Origin of the sequence: Hydrogenobacter thermophilus TK-6 (genome assembly GCF_000010785.1) — a bacterium.
Lineage (GTDB): Bacteria > Aquificota > Aquificia > Aquificales > Aquificaceae > Hydrogenobacter > Hydrogenobacter thermophilus.
On sequence record NC_013799.1, the window covers coordinates 753068 to 770178 of the forward strand.

Consider the following 17111-nt stretch of genomic DNA (forward strand, 5'->3'; position numbering starts at 1 on the left):
ATATTCTATCCGAACATGTCCCTCCACAGTCCTTTTGCCCACTCTATGTACCTCTTGGCGGTGCTTTCCTTTCTCTGATTGTCTTCCCTGTGTATGGGTATAAACCTTCCTCTGTCTTTCTCATACTTGAAGCTCGTTTCCGTCATTATAGCTTCCCTGTCATCTACCATGGCATAACAGACCATCTGAAGGAGTTCTTCCTTAACTTCCTTACCCATTAGCTTTGCGTTTATCAGTTTTGCTACTACCTTACCTTCCGAGTGAGCCGCATATCCACTCTTTGGCAGGTAGCTCATAGATGCATCCCCTATAACAAATACATTCTCTACCTGCGTCTCAAAGGTGAGGGGATTGACGCTCACCCACTTTTCGCCCTTCTTGAGAAGCCCAGCAGACTCTAAGATGCTGTGAGCCTTCATGGGTGGTATTATATTGGCTATATCAAACTTAAAGTCTCCGTATGATGTTTTGACCACCTTCTTTCCTACATCCACATCCTTTACCTGCGCGGATGTCACATAGGTGGCAACATCCTTGTAAAGGTCATAGTAAGCTGACAGGAAACCTTCCGAGTTTATGAGAGGTCTTTCGTTGGCATCTATGAAGTAAAGGTGGGCTTTTAGTTTATTCCTCTTTATCATGCTGGCTATGAGAGCTGCCCTTTCGTAAGGTGCAGGTGGACATCTATAGGGAGGTGGTGGGACTGTTATCACTATATCGCCACCCTCAAACTCGCTCAGTAGTTTTTTTAGATATATGTGCTCGGACCCCGGCTTAAAGGCTGGAGGATAGTAAACTAAGGCTTCCGCATAGAAAGGTTTATCCTCTATGTCGTAATCTATACCCGGAGAAAGCACGAGAAAGTCATAGCTTATGTATCCCTGAGAAGTTCTTACCACCTTTCTGTCCAGCTCAATGCCTATAACTTTATCGTTAATTACTTTAACACCGTACTTTACCTCCAGCACGTTGTATGCAAAGCAAAGAGGTGTTAACTCCATAAGTCCTGCCAGAAAGTGGTTAGATAGAGGACAGGACATGAAAAAGTGTCTCTGCTCAATTAGAATAACGCTTAATTTAGGGTTTTCCTTCTTTAAATACTTGGCGGTTGTCACACCACCGTACCCACCCCCCACTATCACCACCTGAGCATTCTCTCTTTTAGCTTCTCCTTTTGTAAAGGCTAATGTGGGAAATATACTCACTCCCACAGCGGACTTTATTAAGTCCCTCCTGCTAACACCTGATGATTTCCTTGACATACTTTCCCACCTCCATAACTACGCATTTATCCACCAGCTCCTTTGCCTTTGCGGTAGAGCCATACTCCTTTCTTAGGTCCGTCTTGTAGTTTTCAAAAAAGGCATCAAACTGGTCTTTGCCCAGCACACCCACCGCATACAGCTTACCCCCTTCCTCTTCAAGAAGTATAGAAGCCAGAGGAACTTCCGCAGGACCTTCTATGACTTTTCCTCCCGCCTTGGGGTCAAACACAGTAAGGTGAGCGCAGCACTGGATGACTCCTGCCTTCTTGGTGGTTTCAGACGGCTTATCTGGAGGATAGTAGTTTATAAAGGCGTAGTCTTTAGTGGGGTAGCTCCACTGATGAGAACATATGGCGGAGTAGGCTACTATGCTTTTTTTACTTCCCACTCCACCCTTCCAGAGGTAAGTTTGTCCGTCGTTGAGCTTTAGCTGAGCACCTTTTACCTCATCACCGAGGTTTATAAGATAGCAGGGTGTGGAGGCAAAGGGATAGAAGAATATGTACTCTCTGTGGGGTGCTATATCCTTTTCAGTGAGGGGAGTGCCGTCCTCTTTGAGAAGTATGGCTTTGCTGTATAGCTTTAGAAAACCCTCCTGGCTGGCTAAAGCCTCTGAGAAAAACTTGGTATCCAAAAAGGATGCCACCGCTATGGCTCCGCAAGTCTTTATAAAATCCCTCCTGTCCATACTTATCTCCTTGCAATTTTCGTACCAAAAAGGGAACACCTCCCAAAAGGGAGGCTCAGGTTTGCATACTTTACGCAAACATATCCTTGTACATGCTCTTTGCCCATTCGTAGGTTGCCTTTGCCAGAGATTCAGAGCGCTCGTTTATGACCTTTGGTTTGGGTACTATCTTCTTTTCTTTGTCATTGTAGTCATAGGTGACATTTATGACAATAGCCTCCTGAGGCTCTCCGTTTACCATAGAGTAGCAGGTGTTGTCAGGAAGTGTGGGTTTTATGTCCTTGCCTGCTATGCGTGAGGCTATTATCTTGGCTACTATCTTGCCCTGAGAGTTGCCCATGTGTCCGCTCTTGGGATAAGGCACACCTCCTATGACATCACCCACCAGGAACACGCGCGGGTCTGCCTTTGCCTGGAAGGTGAGGGGGTCTTGGTCTGCCCATCCTGTGGGTTTGCCGTCCTTGTCCTTGGCTATCAGATCCGCCATCCAGACCAGCTCACCCGCCTGATGAGGAGGTACCAGGTTAGCATCTGCAAACTTAAAGTCTCCCGCAGTGGTCTTTATTACTTTGTTTACTGGGTCCACCTCCTTTATCTGAGCCTTTGGTACATACTCCACAATACCCAGATAGAGCTGTTCGTAAGCAGCCCTAAAGCCAGGGCCTTTTGGAGCTATGTCCTCCTTGGGGTCAAGGATTATAACTCTACCCTTTACATTATTCTTCTTGAAAACATAGGCTATCATAGCTGCTCTCTCGTAGGATGCGGGAGGGCATCTGTAAGCTCCGGGGGGAACAGTTATCACAAAGTCCCCCTCCTCAAACTCCCACACCTTTCTTTTAAGAGCCAGATGCTCAGAACCGGGGATAAAGGCTGCAGGATAGTTTACCTTGGTGTAGTATGCCATATTCTTGTCCCCCTTGAACCACGCATCGTAGTTGTACTTTATGCCCGGAGCGAGTACAAGGTAGTCGTACTCTATGTACCCGTGATTGGTGTAAACCCTCCTTTTGTCCCTTTCTATGCCTACTACCACAGCGTTTATAAACCTGTATCCGTACTTGGATGCAGGCTGGTTATAATCGTGAGATATAAAATCTAAGCTTACCAGACCTGCCAGCCACTCGTTGGATATGGGGCACGAGAAAAAGTTAGGTCTCTTTTCTATGAGCACCACATCTATGTTGGGGTTTTCTTTCTTGAGATACTTGGCAACGGTCAGTCCTGCCCATCCTCCTCCGCACACAACCACCCTGCTGCCCTTGGATGGGGGAAGTATGGCTTCCGCTTTCTTTACCCTCTCCGCCGCAGAAAAGCCTACGGATGGGATACTGGCTGTCAGAGCCCCAACTCCTGCCAGTTTAAAAAGGTCGCGCCTTGTCATACTCATGCTTTTTACCTCCCATAAAGTTTTCATAAAATTATAGTTTTTAATACAAAAAAGTCAATTAATTGATGGTAATAACTTTATTAAAAACACTTATATAAGCTTTTTTGAATATAAAGAAAATTATTTTAAAAACAAACTTACCCCCGCTATGCCGTAGGCTCCGTTCTTATAGCAGAGCTTTATTTTCTCCCAAGTTATACCCCCAAGAGCGTAAACAGGGATGGAAACTCTCTTGGATATATCCTTTAGGACTTCCAGTCCGAGTGGCTCTCTCTCGGGGTGAGAAGAAGTTTTAAAGATGGGACTCAGAGTTATAAAGTCTGCGCCTTCTTCCTGAGCGTAAAGGGCTGACTTAAGGTCATGAGCGGAAAAGCCTACTATTAGGTCTTTTTTTATCTTGCGCACACAGGAGGGTGGTAGCCCTTCCTGAGGAAGGTGCACACCATCCGCACCTACCGCAAGGGCTATATCCACCCGCTCGTTTATGAGCAAAAGGGCGGAGTACTCTCTGGTTATCTCTCTTGCCTCCAGGGCTTTCTGGTAGTACTCTTTTGCGCTCAAGGCCTTTTCCCTCAGTTGCACCATCCTAACACCTCTTTCCAGAACCCTGCGCAGGCTCTCCCAGAAGTCCTCCCCGTACCTCTGGCTGTCTGTTATAGCATATAGTCTTGGCAACATTGCGCTTATCGTATATAATATACACTCAGCCGGAGTGGCGGAACTGGCAGACGCGCTGTCTTGAGGGGGCAGTGCCCGTGAGGGCGTGCGGGTTCGACTCCCGCCTCCGGCACCAGAAAAATGGGACTCATAAAGCACTCTCTTAGCTTTTCTGTTGCCACTCTGCTGAGCAGAGTCTTAGGTTATGTAAGAGATGCCCTCATAGCCTACTACTTTGGTGTCTCTTACATTACGGATGCCTTTTTTATAGCCTTCAGACTTCCCAACACTTTTAGAAGGCTTCTGGGAGAGGGAGGCTTTAACGCTGCCTTTGTACCCATATACGCCAGGGACATAAAGAGCGGAAGGGAGAGAGAGTTCCTATCATCCTCTTTCACTTACTATAGCCTGCTGAACCTTCTGATAACTCTTCTGGGTATTGTTTTTGCAGAATACATAGTGAGCCTCATAGCGCCAGGTATAAGAAACAAGCCTCACTTTGAGCTTACCGTGTTCATGTCCTGCTGGCTCTTTACATACCTGTTTTTTGTGGGGCTAAGTTCCTTCTTCATGGCTGTTCTCAACACTAAAGGGGTGTTCTTTGTACCCGCCTTTGCGCAGGCAGTCTTTAACATAGTATTTTCCGGCGTACTGGCTTTTAGCGTCGGCTGGCTGGGTTTTTACTCCCTTATAGCTGGAGTTATTTTGGGTGGTATAGCACAGGCTCTTTTTAATATACCTTCCCTGATAAAAACCGGTGTGAGGTTTGGGCTTTCCCTTCGCATTGACCCGGAGCTTAAACTTCTTGTAAAGAGGCTTTTGCCTTCACTTTTGGGATTTGGAGTTGCACAGCTTTCTTTCTTTATAGACACCTTCCTTGCTTCCTTTCTGGCTCTTGGTTCTATATCTTACCTTTACTACGCCAACAGGATATTTCAACTGCCTCTTGGTGCCGTATCTGTGGGTATAGCTAATTCTTTACTTTCAACTCTTTCCAGAGGCGAAGATGCAAAAGTCAATACACGCTTAGCCTTCAGGTTTGTGCTTCTTGTCTCTATTCCTGCCTCCATCGGGCTAATAGTCCTTTCGGAGCATATAATAGCCCTGCTTTATGGTAGGGGTAGATTTTCGGAAAGTGATGTTTATGTAGCTTCCTCTGTACTTGGTGCTTACGCTCTGGGTCTTACCTTTTTTTCTCTGCAGAAGGTTTTAAGTAGCGTATTTTTTGCCAAAGGTGATACAAAAACCCCTGTAAAGGCATCTTTGATAGCTGTTGTTTCTGAAGGCCTATCGGGAAGTTTTTACGCCTTTGCTCTAAAGATGGGTGTTGTGGGTCTTGCTCTTGGGACATCAACCTCTTCATTGGTAGGATTTGCTTACCTACTTTTAAAAGCAAGAGATGAAGCGGTGTCTGTAGGGGAGCTTTTAAAACTCCTGTTTAGACCACTTCTGGCTTCTGCTAGTATGTCTCTGGTGGCTATCTTGCTAAAAGAGCTGATAATAAACCCACTTTACACGCTGGTCATCATACCCCTTGCCATGGCAGTCTACTTTCTTAGCTTGCTTACCCTTAAAGAACCCTTATCCCTGGTTCTGCTGGGCAGACTTAAGGGCTTTGTTAAGCAAGGTGCTCAGCCTTGATGCTCTTCTTGATGCCTCGTTTTTATGGATAACACCTTTTGATGCTGTGTGGTATACAACGCTTATAACTTCCGGTAAAAACTGCTTTGCTTCCTCAAGTTTGCCTTCCTGCACCATCCTTCTGAACTTTTTTATGTAAGTCCTCATCCTAGAAAGGTGGTATCTGTTTCTGAGTCTTCTCTTTGCGTCTCTTCTCATACGCTTTTCTGCCTGTTTAGTGTTGGGCATACCTTCTTTACCTCCTTGTATTACTTTTTGAGGCAACGGGCGGATTCGAACCGCCGTAAAAGGGATTTGCAGTCCCTCGCCTAGCCTCTCGGCCACGTTGCCTATGATAATAATTATAACCCCTCTTGGGATAAAATGATAAACGCATGGATTACTTAGCTCTTTTTGTGTTGGGATGCATTTTGGGAAGTTTTTACAATGTGCTTATATACCGCCTTCCCAGAGGAAAATCCATAGTAAAGCCACCATCTCACTGTCCTGCTTGTGGCTCAAAGATAAGGTGGTACGATAACATACCTTTAATATCTTACATAGTCCTAAGAGGTAGGTGTAGGAGTTGCTCTGCCAGTATTTCCATCAGGTATCCTCTTGTGGAGCTCTCTTCCGGTCTTCTGGCTATCCTTTCCTATGCTAAGTGGGGTTTTAGTTTTGAAGCTTTGGTAATGTTCGTGTTTTTCTCGCTTCTTCTTGTTCTTTCCCTTATAGATTGGGATACCTTTTTGCTGCCAGACAGTTTGAATCTGGGAGGACTGGCTTTTGGTCTCATCACTTCTCTGTTTAGGACTGACTTTAGCTTCTTAGATAGCCTTGCTGGAGCGTTGGTGGGTGCTGTGCCTTTTTTCCTAATATATACCTTTTATGTGAAGGTTAGAAAGATGGAAGGTTTGGGCTTTGGAGATGTTAAACTTATGGCTTTTATAGGTTCTGTAACAGGCATCTGGGGAGTTCTCTATGCTGTTTTGCTTGGTTCCATCTTTGGACTTTTGTATGCTCTTCCTATCATATTCAAAAACAGAAATCTATCTTTTGCTGTGCCTTACGGTCCTTTCCTTTCACTGGGTTGTTTTGTAGGCACTGTTTTTCATGAGCATCTGAGAGTTATTTTTCTGCCCTGAGGAGGTTTGCCACCTCATCCACCAAACCGTCTCTGTTGCTTTTTGTAAGTTCCAGAAGTACCACTTGCGGATGTCTTCTTATCCACCTTACCAGCGGATGCACATCCCTTATGGGAAGGGTAATTAACATGGAGCGTTTTGGGTCAGAGAAAAGCTCTTGTACCATATCTGCAAACTTTTTGGAGAATAGCTCCATCTTCCCAACCTCGTCTATAACCACCACCTTGTCTTTGCTCTCTCTGGCTTTTTCAAGGATGGGCAGAGCTACACTTTCAAACCTCTCCACATTTACCCCATAGGAGCCTACCAGATGCTTTGATGTGAAAAACTTGCTGGCAAAGATGGCAGATTTGCCATCGGTGCTTTTAATCCTAAAGCCCGTCCTTTCTTTCTTTATCCTGTCTCTTACCTCCTCAGTCCAAAAGCCTATGGCTCTATCTTTTAGCCGTTTTATGACCTTTATTACCAGGGTGGTTTTGCCTATACCAGGAGGACCAGTTATAACCAGCTTCATTTATGTATATCCTGAATGGCATAAACTCTCAGCTTTCCTCCGTGGCTAAGAAAACACTCTATAGCTGAGAGCATGGCATAACCTCCCCGTACTGTTGTGGTGTAAGGCGCATCGTACTGCAGAACAGCCCTCCTTATGTAATAGGCATCGCTTCTCTCTTTCTTACCTGTAGGCGTGTTTATCACTAAGTTTATGTCTCCATTAGTTATCATATCCACCACATGGGGTCTTCCCTCGGACACCTTAAGCACATGGGTTGCTTCTATACCATGCTCTCTTAAGAACCTGTAAGTGCCAGCGGTGGCGCAAAGCTCAAAGCCCAAAGCCTTAAAACCTTTAGCAAGGTCAACTATCTTGGATTTATCTCTATCTGCGACGCTTATAAATACTTTACCTTTCGTAGGTAGCCTCTGTCCCGCGGCAAGTTGAGCCTTATAGTATGCCATGCCAAACTCTTCATCTATGGCCATAACCTCTCCCGTACTTCTCATCTCTGGTCCAAGTATAGGGTCAACTTCTGGAAATCTCTTCCATGGAAAGACCACCTCTTTTACCGCATACAGCTTTTTATCCGCACTCATAAAATCGCTGGCTATATGAACATCACCTTTTTTTATCCTCTCAAAGACTTCTGGCAAGAGCTGTCTGAGTTTATTTCCTACACCTACCTTGGCTGCTATCTTAGCAAGGGGATAACCTATGGCTTTGCTGACAAAGGGGACAGTCCGAGAAGCTCTTGGATTCACCTCAAGCACATACACATCTTCCCCCTTTATAGCAAACTGTAAGTTTATAAGACCTCTTACATTCAGCGCCTTTGCTATTTTTTTGGACTGCTCCTTTATAGTCTTGACCACCTGCTCTCCGAGGGTATAAGGTGGTATGCAAGCGGCGCTATCTCCTGAGTGAACTCCCGCCTCCTCTATGTGTTCCATAACCGCACCTATAAGGTAATCCTCACCGTCGCCTATGGCATCAACATCTACCTCTACACTGTCGGATAAGTATTTGTCTATCAGTATGGGTCTTTCGTAACTTACGCTTACCGCCTCCTCAAGGTAGCTTAAAAGCTCCTCCTCATCGTAAATTATCCTCATAGCTCTCCCACCCAGAACATAAGAAGGTCTCACCAAAACGGGGTATCCTATGCCTTCCGCTATTTTGATGGCTTCTTCCTTTGACCTTACCGTACCGCTGGGAGGCTGTCTTATACCCAGCTTGTTGATAAGATCTCTGAAAAGTTCTCTGTCCTCTGCCATATCTATACTCTCAGGCTCAGTTCCTAAGATTTTTACACCTGCCTTTTTCAGATGCAATGAGAGCTTTAGAGGAGTTTGCCCACCAAATTGCAAAAATACACCGTCAGGCTTTTCCTTTCTTATCACTTCAAGAACATTTTCAAGCACTATAGGTTCAAAGTAAAGCTTGTCAGCCGTGTCGTAATCTGTAGATACTGTCTCTGGGTTGCAGTTGAGCATGATGGTTTCTATGCCTTCCTCACGCAGGGCATATATGGCGTGGACGCACGCATAATCAAACTCTATACCTTGACCTATACGATTGGGACCGCTTCCTAAAATGAGGACTTTTTTCATTAAAGTTTCTATTATAAACCATCTTTCTTCAACGAGAGATGGCTAACATCAAGTATGAGCAGGGCTTTAGTTAAAGTTCTTCTTTTATCCCGTACCTCTCTATCTTTCTGTAAAGGGTTCTGAGTGGTATGCCGAGGATTTCAGATGCCAGTCTTTTGTTATAATTTACTTCCCTTAAGACCTCCTCTATCTTCCTTCTTTCAAAGTCCTTCAAGAGTTTATGCTCCTCATAGTTTAAAAAGTTCAGATCCTCCTCATTCACATACTCACCCTCACATAGCAGACACACCCTTTCTACTATGTTCCTAAGCTCTCTCACATTTCCAGGATAGTTATAAGATAAGAGCAACTTCTTTGCCTCCTGAGTAAAGCCCTTTATGTTTTTAGAATACTTGGTAGCATATAATCTTAAAAAGTGCTGTGCGAGAGGTATTATGTCCTCCCTCCTCTCCCTCAAGGGTGGTATGTGCAGTTCAAAGGTGTTGAGCCTAAAGTACAGATCCTCCCTGAGCTTGCCATCCTTCACAAGTTTCCTCGGATCCCTGTTAGTAGCCGTTATAACCCTAACATCGCTTTCTATCTCTTTCCTACCCCCAACTCTATAAAACTTCTTAGTTTCTATAGCTCTGAGAAGTTTTGCCTGAAGGGAGAGGTCTATCTCGCTGATCTCATCCAGAAAGAGCACGCCTCCATCCGCAAGCTCAAAAAAACCTTCTTTAGCAGAGCTTGCGCCCGTAAATGCGCCCCTTTCGTGTCCAAAAAGCTCGGCTTCAAGAAGGTCGCTGGGTATGGAGGCTATATTGATGGCTATAAATGGTTTGGAGCTTCTATCACTCATAGAGTGTACAAGCCTTGCTACAACTTCCTTTCCAACACCAGTTTCCCCCACTATAAGCAAGGGGCAATCACTACAGGCTATTTTTTCTACCTGTTTCAGGATCTCTCTCATTTTTACGCTTTCAAAAATATAACCCTCCTGCTTTAGGTCCCTTTCTTTCCTCATGAGGCTATTTTCCCTCTTGATAATTAGGGATTGGTAAGCCTTCTCAAGCGTAGCTTCCACTTCTCCCAGCGTGCAGGGCTTTGTTAAAAAGTCGTAGGCACCTCTCTTCATAGCTTCCACAGCAGTCTTTACAGTGCCGTGTCCAGTTAGCACAATCACCTCAGAGAGACTCTGTAAAGCTTTTATCTTTTCAAGAAGGTACATGCCATCTATGTCAGGGAGAAAAAGATCAAGTAAGATAAGGTCAAAGGCATACTTTTCCGCATACTCAAGGGCAGATTTTCCATCTTTTGCAAGCCAAACCTTGTAATTCCTCTCCTCAAAATACTCTTTGAGGAGATTGCCTAAATCTTCCTCATCTTCCACTATCAAAAGTCTCATCTTTGCTGAGCTTCTTGGCTTCAAGCCAGAGGCTGTCCATCTCCTTAAGACTCATACTCCTTAGGTCCCTTCCCATTTTCTTTGCTTTTTGCTCCATGTACCTGAATCTCCTCTCAAACCTGTCGTTTGCCTTTTGAAGGGCTATCTCCGCATCCACCTGGAGCAATCTTGCAAGTTCAACCACGGCTGTGAGTATGTCCCCCAGTTCGTGCTGTATGTTTTCTCTGTCTCCTGCCTGCACAGCTTCTTTTAACTCCTGAATCTCTTCCTGAAGCTTTTCAAAGGCTTGGTCTGTGTTTTCAAAGTCAAAACCTACAAGACTTGCTCTGTCTTGCAACTTCTGAGAACGCATAAGGGCTGGCATACTTTTGGGGATGCCATCAAGGATGCTATCCCTGTTTTCGGCTTTCCTCTCCTCCCAACTTTTTAGCACTTCTTCTGCGGGTGCTTCACCAAACACATGAGGGTGCCTTTCAATGAGCTTGTTTTTCAGATGCACGGCTACATCTTTGAAGCTAAAAGCTTTTCTCTCGCTGGCTATCTGTGAGTGAAGAAGCACCTGGAGCAACACATCACCAAGCTCCTCAAGCAGTCTTTTGTCATCACCGCCATCTATGGCATCCATAAGCTCGTAAGCTTCCTCCAAAAGGTACTTTTTGAGGCTTTCGTGAGTCTGTTTTCTGTCCCAAGGGCACTCCCTTCTGATTTTTTCTACAACATCAAGAAGGTCCTTAATCTCATCCATAACTCACCTCAGAAGGTTTAGGATGCTGTGAAGCAAGTATCCCAGAACCAATCCCGAAAAGAAAAAAAGAAGCACCAGAAGTCCCAGGGGAACTTGGTAAGTGGCGTAAGCATACTCCCCCATCTGGGGAGTGAGCCATATACTCACAGGTTGTTGATTGAGAAAAACCAAGTAAGCAGAAGCTCCAAGCACAATCACCAAGAGGATAAAGTATAGGATCAGCTTCATGACTCAGAAGTGCACATCACAGACCTGCTCGTACTCAACAAGCTCCTTTATGGTCGCTCTTTCGCCGCACAGAGGGCAGTTGGGGTCTTTGCGCAGTTTTACCTTCCTAAAGTCCATGGAGAGGGCATCCATGACCAGCAGCTTACCCACCAGAGGCTCACCTATACCCAGAAGGAGCTTTATGGCTTCTGTTGCCTGAATGCATCCCATTATCCCACCAATGGACCCTAAGATGCCTGCCTCTTGACAGCTGGGGACCAATCCGGGAGGTGGAGGCTCTGGGAATAGACACCTGTAGCAGGGAGATTGCTCTTTGTTTCTGTAGTCAAATACGCTTATCTGCCCTTCAAACCTGAGCATAGCAGCAGACACAAGTGGCTTGCCAGCAAAAAAGCATGCATCGTTTATGAGAAATCTAGTGGGAAAGTTATCCGTACCGTCAAGGACCACATGGTAATCCTTTATTATGTCCATGATGTTGTGCTTGTTTATCATCACATTGTAAGTAATCACCTTGACATCCGGGTTTAATCTCTCTACCGTCATGCGTGCAGATTCTACCTTTGGGATACCTACCCTCTCGGTAGTGTGGAGTATCTGCCTTTGAAGGTTTGAAAAGTCCACCACATCAAAGTCTACTATACCTATGGTCCCAACACCTGCGGCAGCCAGGTAAAAAATGGAAGGAGAACCAAGACCACCAGCACCTATCACCAGCACCTTTGAATTGAGCAGTTTTTCCTGCCCCTTGCCACCAACTTCCGGCAGGATTATGTGTCTTGCATACCTCTTTATCTGCTCTTCGGTAAACTTAAACATAGATTAAATTATATATCCATCGCACGAGTGTGATAGAATTTTCTCTATGAATGTCCTTATGGGAGTAGGAAAGGCGGGACTCAAAAGCGAAGGCAAACCAGATGTGTTGGTGGTGCTTCTACCTCAAATCTGTAATGCTTCTTTTCTCTTTACCAGCAATCACTTTAAGGCAGGAAGTGTAATATACTCTCAGCAGGTTTTTGAAAAGAGCAGAACAGTAAGGGCTTTTGTGGTAAACAGCGGTAATGCCAACTGCGGTGTGGGGAAGGAAGGTATAATGCATGCAGAGCAGATGGCAAAAAGGGTAGCTCAGCATCTTGACATAGAAGAAGGTCAGGTGCTGGTATTTTCAACGGGCATCATAGGCAAGCCTTTACCCATAGATAACCTTTTGAAAGCCATTGATGATGCCTGCAGTCTTCTTGAGCCACTTGACCTCAAAAGAGCCAGTGAGGTCATATCTACCACAGATAGGTTTCCCAAGTACGATTTTGTCAAAATGGGATCTCTTGAGGTTTACGGTTTTGCAAAGGGGGCAGGCATGATCCATCCCAACATGTCCACCATGTTAGCTTTTCTCTTTACCAATGCGCAAATAGACAGCTATACACTAAGTTATCTTCACAGACAGGTGGCAGAAAGGACCTTCAACTCTATAAGCGTTGATGGGTGTACCAGCACTAACGATAGCTTTGGCATAATAAGTCTTGGGGTGATAAAAGAAGACCTTGAGAAGGTGAGAGAGGCTATTTACGAGGTGTCTTTGAGTTTGGCAAAAAAGATGGTGGAAGATGGAGAAGGAGCAACTAAGATCATCAAAGTTGTAGTAAAAAATGCATCCCTTGAGCTAAAGGCAAAAACAATAGCGGAGAAGATAGCCACGTCAAACCTTGTAAAGACGGCCATCTTTGGCAGAGATCCCAACTGGGGGAGGATATTAGCCTCAGCAGGCTCTACCGCCTTTCCCATAGACCAGTTCAGGTTAAAACTTTACATAGGTAATCACTTGGTTTACGATGGGAAAGCACATCCTAAGGCTAACGAGAAGGCAAAGGCATACATGGAAGAAAACAGAGAAGTTGAGATAGTGCTTGACCTCATGGAGGGTAAAGAGAGCTGGACTTACTATACCTGTGACCTCTCTTACGATTATGTGAGGATTAACGCTGAGTACAGTAGCTGATCAGAAAATCTGCAAAGGTAAGCTTATTTTAACCTCTAAACCACTCTCGGTGTTCCTCAGGTTTATACTTCCGCCCATGTCTTCCACAAACCTCTTCACCAAGGAAAGTCCAAGTCCAGTACCGTCTTCCTTGGTGGTGTAAAAAGGTTCAAACACTTTACTGAGATCCTCATCAGCAATTCCCTTGCCGTAATCCCTTACTATCCAAACGTAGCTATCCCCTTCCCGCCTTAACTTAATCTCCACCTTCTGACCCTGCTCAGAAGCATCTATGGCATTTTCTATAACATTTACCAGAACCTGCTCCAATTTCCAAGAGAAGCAAACTATACCTAATTCTGGGTTTGTATCGCTGGTGAATTCAAGGATAACTTTCTTTCTCTTAGCTTTGAAGGATAGGAGTTGAATCACCTCCTTTGTTATGTTATAGGGATTTACCTTCTGTGGCTTTCCGTCAAAGGCTCTTGCCAAATCCAAAAGCCTTCTAACTGTTTCTGCACTTTTGAGTGCCTGCTTTATTATCACTTGGGCTTTCTCTTTTAACCTTTGGTCGCTGGATGCATTGTGTATGTACTCTGCATGCGTCAGTATGGAGGCAAGGGGATTGTTTAATTGGTGAGCTATAGAACAGGCTATCTCTCCCGCCACCGATAACTTTGATGTTCTGTAGATCATAAGCTCAAGCTCTTTCTTTTCCGTTATGTCCCTGAGCTGATATAGAGTGAACTCTCCATTTTCCGTATTTATCTGCACAGCACACATGTTGATTATGTATTTCTTACCTCCCAATGTGAGAAGCGCTTCAGGAAGGAAAAGAGCCTCAGGTGAGTAAGGTTCTATGAACTCTGATATATGCCTGCCCACAAGGCTTTCTTCACTTACCGAATATCTCTCCAAGAAGCTCTTGTTAGCTTTTCTTACTCTCCCTTCCCTGTCCACGAGGAGCATACCATCCACCGAGCTGTTAAATATGCTCATGTAAACTTCTTTCTCCCTCTCCAAGCGATCCACAAGTCTTTCAAAGGTTTTGGAAAGCAACCCTATTTCATCATCGCTTTGGAGGTTTATACGCCTGTTTTTATTCCACTCAATAATGTTCTCTTTCAGTCTATCAAGCGGTTTGAATATACGCAGTATTATCAAAAAAGCTACAATCCCCAATCCTACAGTGCTCATAACTCCAAACATTAAGGATCTGAACAAAAATCCGTAAGCGGGGCTAATAACGGCGCTATAAGGTTCTTCAAGGACTAGCATCCAGTCCGTGCCTTTGACTCTGGCGCTCGCTTTTAGGGAATTCTCTTTACCTGTCTGACGCATGCTTAGCAAGACTTTACCTTTACCATCTAAGAGGTATAGGTTAGCATTCTGCAGACTGAGTGGATAAATGTCCTCCAAAAGAGTGTTTAGATTTATGCCAACCACATAAAAACCTTTAAACACATTATCCTGAAAATCAGGAATTTTGACCTTTACATAAAGCTCTCCGTAACTATCCGTGTAATATCCAAGCATTTCTGTCTTTTCAAGCAGGGAGCTCAGCACATCCTCAAAGACGGATGAAGTTTTCAGTCTGCTTGAGAAAGCCACACGCTTACCTGTAATATCATAAAAGGCGCCTTCGGTTATGCTGTTTATATCCCCCGATAGACGCCATAGGATCTCGTCAGGTGAAAAGCCCATTCTTTCGTACTTGGCTATAAGCGTGTTTATCTCGCTAATCTTCTCTTCCAAAAGATAATTCAGTCTGTCGGATATTGCATTAGCCAGCACATTTGCGTTTTTATACCATCTTTCCACCAGCTCTGACTTGATGAGATAGAAGTGGTTCAAGTAAGAAACCACCTGAACTGCAAGGACAAAAGTCAAAAGCAAAAGTATCCTACCCTTTAAACTCCTCCTCATCTTAGCACCTGATCCGCAAGGGAGATAATCTGCGGATCGTAAGGTATTCCTAACTCCCTCAAAGCTTTCTGGTTTATGACAAGTTTTATATTCCTAACCTTCTCAAAGGGTACATCCTTCACCTGCTCTCCTTTGAGCAATCTGTAAGCTATAAAGGCTGCCTGATACCCTTGCTCATAACCAGAACTTCCGTAAGCGACAGGACAGCCTCCCTTTGCCTGCTCGGGCGAGAGACACATAACTGGCACCTGATAGAAATTTGCGTACTGAAGTATATACGAAGTCAGGAAGTTTTCCGTATAAAAGCAGGGCGTTATTATTATTCCACCAAAGCCATCCTCCTTCATATGACTTATGACATACTCCAGGTCAAGAGCGTCCCTCACAGATACGGGAACCACCTTTATACCATACTTCTCACCTGCCTTTACCGTTATCCTTGTTGCCAGCTTGGATGCCTCAAACTGCGGAGTACAAAAAACCACAACCTTTTTTATGTGTGGGAAGATCCTGTGAAATATCTCCATCCTCTTTTCCATAAGCTCTGCGTTTAGATTGTCCACACCGGTTATGTTGTCGGTAGGTCTGCTCATGCTGTCCGTGAGCCCCCAAGCTCTTACCGCAGTCCCCCCCATTATCACAACAGGTTTTTTCATGTCAGGTTTTAGCTTTTTAAGATAGTATGCCTCTATGCTTCCACCAACAGCTATAAGTTTGTACCTTTCAAGTCTGTTTATTACTTCAATAGCCTTCTCTTCCAGCTTTTTAAGGTTGTTATCTCCCACATAAACATCCAGTTTAATGTTTTTGACACCCAACGCTCTGAGCCCCTCCTCAAAACCTTGCACTTTGCTCATTCTACCCTCACCTGATATGAGTACAGCTACTTTTGTATCCTCTTTTGAACAGGAGAGCAGAGTAAGAAAGCACAGAAGGATGATAAAGAGCCTCATGCTATAATTATATTGCCCTATGAAGCTCTCTATACTTGGCGGTGGAAGGTGGGGTGTGGCTCTATCTCTGCACCTGGGAAGGTTGAACCACCAAGTTCTTGTATACGACAGAAACCAAGATATTGTAAGAGAAATAAACAGAGGAAATCATCCCTATATGAAGGACATAAAGCTTAAAGGCGTGGAAGCTACCACCAGTTTGGAAGACATTGAGCATTATTCGGACTATGTGATTATAGCCCTCCCAGTTCAGGCAATAAGGGGAGTTATTCAAAGCTTAGACCTCTCACAAAAGATGGTAATATCCGCATCAAAAGGTTTGGAGATAGGTACCTACAAAAGGGTATCTCAAATAGTGAGGGAAGTTCACAGCTCCGCACAGGTGTTCTCCCTTTCGGGTCCCTCCTTTGCCTCAGAAGTGTCAAAAGGACTGCCAACCGCCTTAGTTTTGGCAGGCGAGGACACAGACCAGATGAGAAAGATAAGAGACGCTTTCTTTTCGGAAAATTTCCGCATTTACCTCTCTACGGACATAGTAGGTGTTGAGCTTGGTGGAGCCTTAAAGAATGTTGTAGCCATAGCCTGCGGTATATCCGACGGGCTGGGATACGGTGAGAATGCAAGAGCTTCTCTCATAACAAGGGGACTTGCGGAGATGGTAAGGATAGGTGTAAAGCTGGGAGCAAAGAGAGAAACCTTTTATGGGCTTTCTGGTATGGGTGACCTCTTTCTGACTGCAAGCTCACCCCAGTCAAGAAACAGAACCTTTGGGTTTTTGATAGGCAAAGGCAAAAGTGCACAGATGGCTTTTAAGGAGATAGGACAAGTAGTTGAAGGAGCTTATACTGTAAGAGCAGTAAAGAAACTCTCGGAGGAGCTTAGCATATACGCACCCATATCTTGTGCAGTTTATGAGGTGATAATTGAAAATAAGAATATTCAAGAGGTGGTAAAGTCCCTGCTTCTCAGACCGCCAAAAGAGGAATTTGAAGTCCTTTAGCTTTAAAAGTTATAATTTTA

At 44.6% G+C, this 17111-nt stretch carries 17 protein-coding genes and 2 tRNA genes; 5 read left to right on the forward strand and 14 right to left on the reverse strand.

What is annotated here, in order from left to right; genetic code table 11:
- Positions 1-5: 5 nt before the first annotated feature.
- The 4 genes from HTH_RS04085 to thiE form a co-directional block, all read right to left on the reverse strand.
- Positions 6-1262 (reverse strand): FAD-dependent oxidoreductase, encoded by a 1257-nt coding sequence (locus HTH_RS04085; RefSeq protein ID WP_012963456.1) that lies wholly within the window; start codon positions 1260-1262, stop codon positions 6-8.
- Positions 1237-1953, reverse strand: a complete 717-nt coding sequence (locus HTH_RS04090) for a Rieske 2Fe-2S domain-containing protein (protein WP_012963457.1) — start codon at positions 1951-1953, stop codon at positions 1237-1239. Before HTH_RS04090 ends, HTH_RS04085 begins: the two co-directional genes overlap by 26 nt.
- A gap of 70 nt (positions 1954-2023) precedes the next feature.
- Entirely contained in the window at positions 2024-3343 is a 1320-nt protein-coding gene (locus HTH_RS04095; protein ID WP_014462593.1) for an FAD-dependent oxidoreductase, read from the reverse strand.
- A gap of 120 nt (positions 3344-3463) precedes the next feature.
- Complete coding sequence (thiE, locus tag HTH_RS04100; RefSeq protein WP_012963459.1) at positions 3464-4021, reverse strand: thiamine phosphate synthase; 558 nt, start codon at positions 4019-4021, stop codon at positions 3464-3466.
- Between the two features lie 28 nt (positions 4022-4049).
- Here thiE and HTH_RS04105 point away from each other — a divergent pair.
- Positions 4050-4136: transfer RNA gene (locus tag HTH_RS04105), tRNA-Leu, on the forward strand.
- 5 nt (positions 4137-4141) lie between these two features.
- Positions 4142-5641, forward strand: a complete 1500-nt coding sequence (murJ, locus tag HTH_RS04110; RefSeq protein ID WP_012963460.1) for a murein biosynthesis integral membrane protein MurJ — start codon at positions 4142-4144, stop codon at positions 5639-5641.
- Here the strand turns inward: murJ and rpsT are convergent.
- Positions 5582-5869, reverse strand: a complete 288-nt coding sequence (rpsT, locus tag HTH_RS04115; protein ID WP_012963461.1) for a 30S ribosomal protein S20 — start codon at positions 5867-5869, stop codon at positions 5582-5584. The two genes, murJ and rpsT, sit on opposite strands and share 60 nt — an antisense overlap.
- Before the next feature lie 30 nt (positions 5870-5899).
- Positions 5900-5971 (reverse strand) — tRNA-Cys (locus HTH_RS04120).
- A gap of 44 nt (positions 5972-6015) precedes the next feature.
- Here HTH_RS04120 and HTH_RS04125 point away from each other — a divergent pair.
- On the forward strand, positions 6016-6765 hold the full coding sequence (locus HTH_RS04125) for a prepilin peptidase (RefSeq protein WP_012963462.1): 750 nt from the start codon (positions 6016-6018) through the stop codon (positions 6763-6765).
- Here the strand turns inward: HTH_RS04125 and HTH_RS04130 are convergent.
- The 6 genes from HTH_RS04130 to moeB all read right to left on the reverse strand — a co-directional run bounded on the left by HTH_RS04130 (position 6749) and on the right by moeB (position 12050).
- Positions 6749-7279 carry an NTPase gene (locus HTH_RS04130; RefSeq protein ID WP_012963463.1) on the reverse strand — a complete coding sequence of 177 codons (531 nt, stop codon included), beginning with the start codon at positions 7277-7279 and terminating at the stop codon, positions 6749-6751. The two genes, HTH_RS04125 and HTH_RS04130, sit on opposite strands and share 17 nt — an antisense overlap.
- Positions 7276-8874 carry a carbamoyl-phosphate synthase large subunit gene (gene carB / locus HTH_RS04135; protein ID WP_012963464.1) on the reverse strand — a complete coding sequence of 533 codons (1599 nt, stop codon included), beginning with the start codon at positions 8872-8874 and terminating at the stop codon, positions 7276-7278. Before carB ends, HTH_RS04130 begins: the two co-directional genes overlap by 4 nt.
- A gap of 70 nt (positions 8875-8944) precedes the next feature.
- Complete coding sequence (locus HTH_RS04140; RefSeq protein WP_012963465.1) at positions 8945-10258, reverse strand: sigma-54-dependent transcriptional regulator; 1314 nt, start codon at positions 10256-10258, stop codon at positions 8945-8947.
- Entirely contained in the window at positions 10233-11003 is a 771-nt protein-coding gene (mazG, locus tag HTH_RS04145; RefSeq protein ID WP_012963466.1) for a nucleoside triphosphate pyrophosphohydrolase, read from the reverse strand. The genes HTH_RS04140 and mazG overlap by 26 nt, the downstream gene beginning before the upstream one ends.
- 3 nt (positions 11004-11006) lie before the next feature.
- Entirely contained in the window at positions 11007-11231 is a 225-nt protein-coding gene (locus HTH_RS04150) for a hypothetical protein (protein WP_012963467.1), read from the reverse strand.
- Between the two features lie 3 nt (positions 11232-11234).
- Positions 11235-12050, reverse strand: a complete 816-nt coding sequence (moeB, locus tag HTH_RS04155; RefSeq protein WP_012963468.1) for a molybdopterin-synthase adenylyltransferase MoeB — start codon at positions 12048-12050, stop codon at positions 11235-11237.
- 46 nt (positions 12051-12096) lie between these two features.
- Between moeB and argJ the strand changes: the two genes are divergently transcribed.
- On the forward strand, positions 12097-13233 hold the full coding sequence (argJ, locus tag HTH_RS04160; RefSeq protein WP_012963469.1) for a bifunctional glutamate N-acetyltransferase/amino-acid acetyltransferase ArgJ: 1137 nt from the start codon (positions 12097-12099) through the stop codon (positions 13231-13233).
- Here the strand turns inward: argJ and HTH_RS04165 are convergent, their stop codons facing one another.
- A complete protein-coding gene (locus HTH_RS04165) occupies positions 13234-15138 on the reverse strand; it encodes a sensor histidine kinase (protein WP_012963470.1) in 1905 nt (634 codons plus the stop codon).
- Entirely contained in the window at positions 15135-16091 is a 957-nt protein-coding gene (locus HTH_RS04170) for an ABC transporter substrate binding protein (RefSeq protein WP_012963471.1), read from the reverse strand. The genes HTH_RS04165 and HTH_RS04170 overlap by 4 nt, the downstream gene beginning before the upstream one ends.
- Before the next feature lie 19 nt (positions 16092-16110).
- On the opposite strand from HTH_RS04170, the gene HTH_RS04175 reads away from it, so the two are divergent.
- Entirely contained in the window at positions 16111-17091 is a 981-nt protein-coding gene (locus tag HTH_RS04175; protein WP_012963472.1) for an NAD(P)H-dependent glycerol-3-phosphate dehydrogenase, read from the forward strand.
- The last annotated feature ends 20 nt before the right edge of the window (positions 17092-17111 follow it).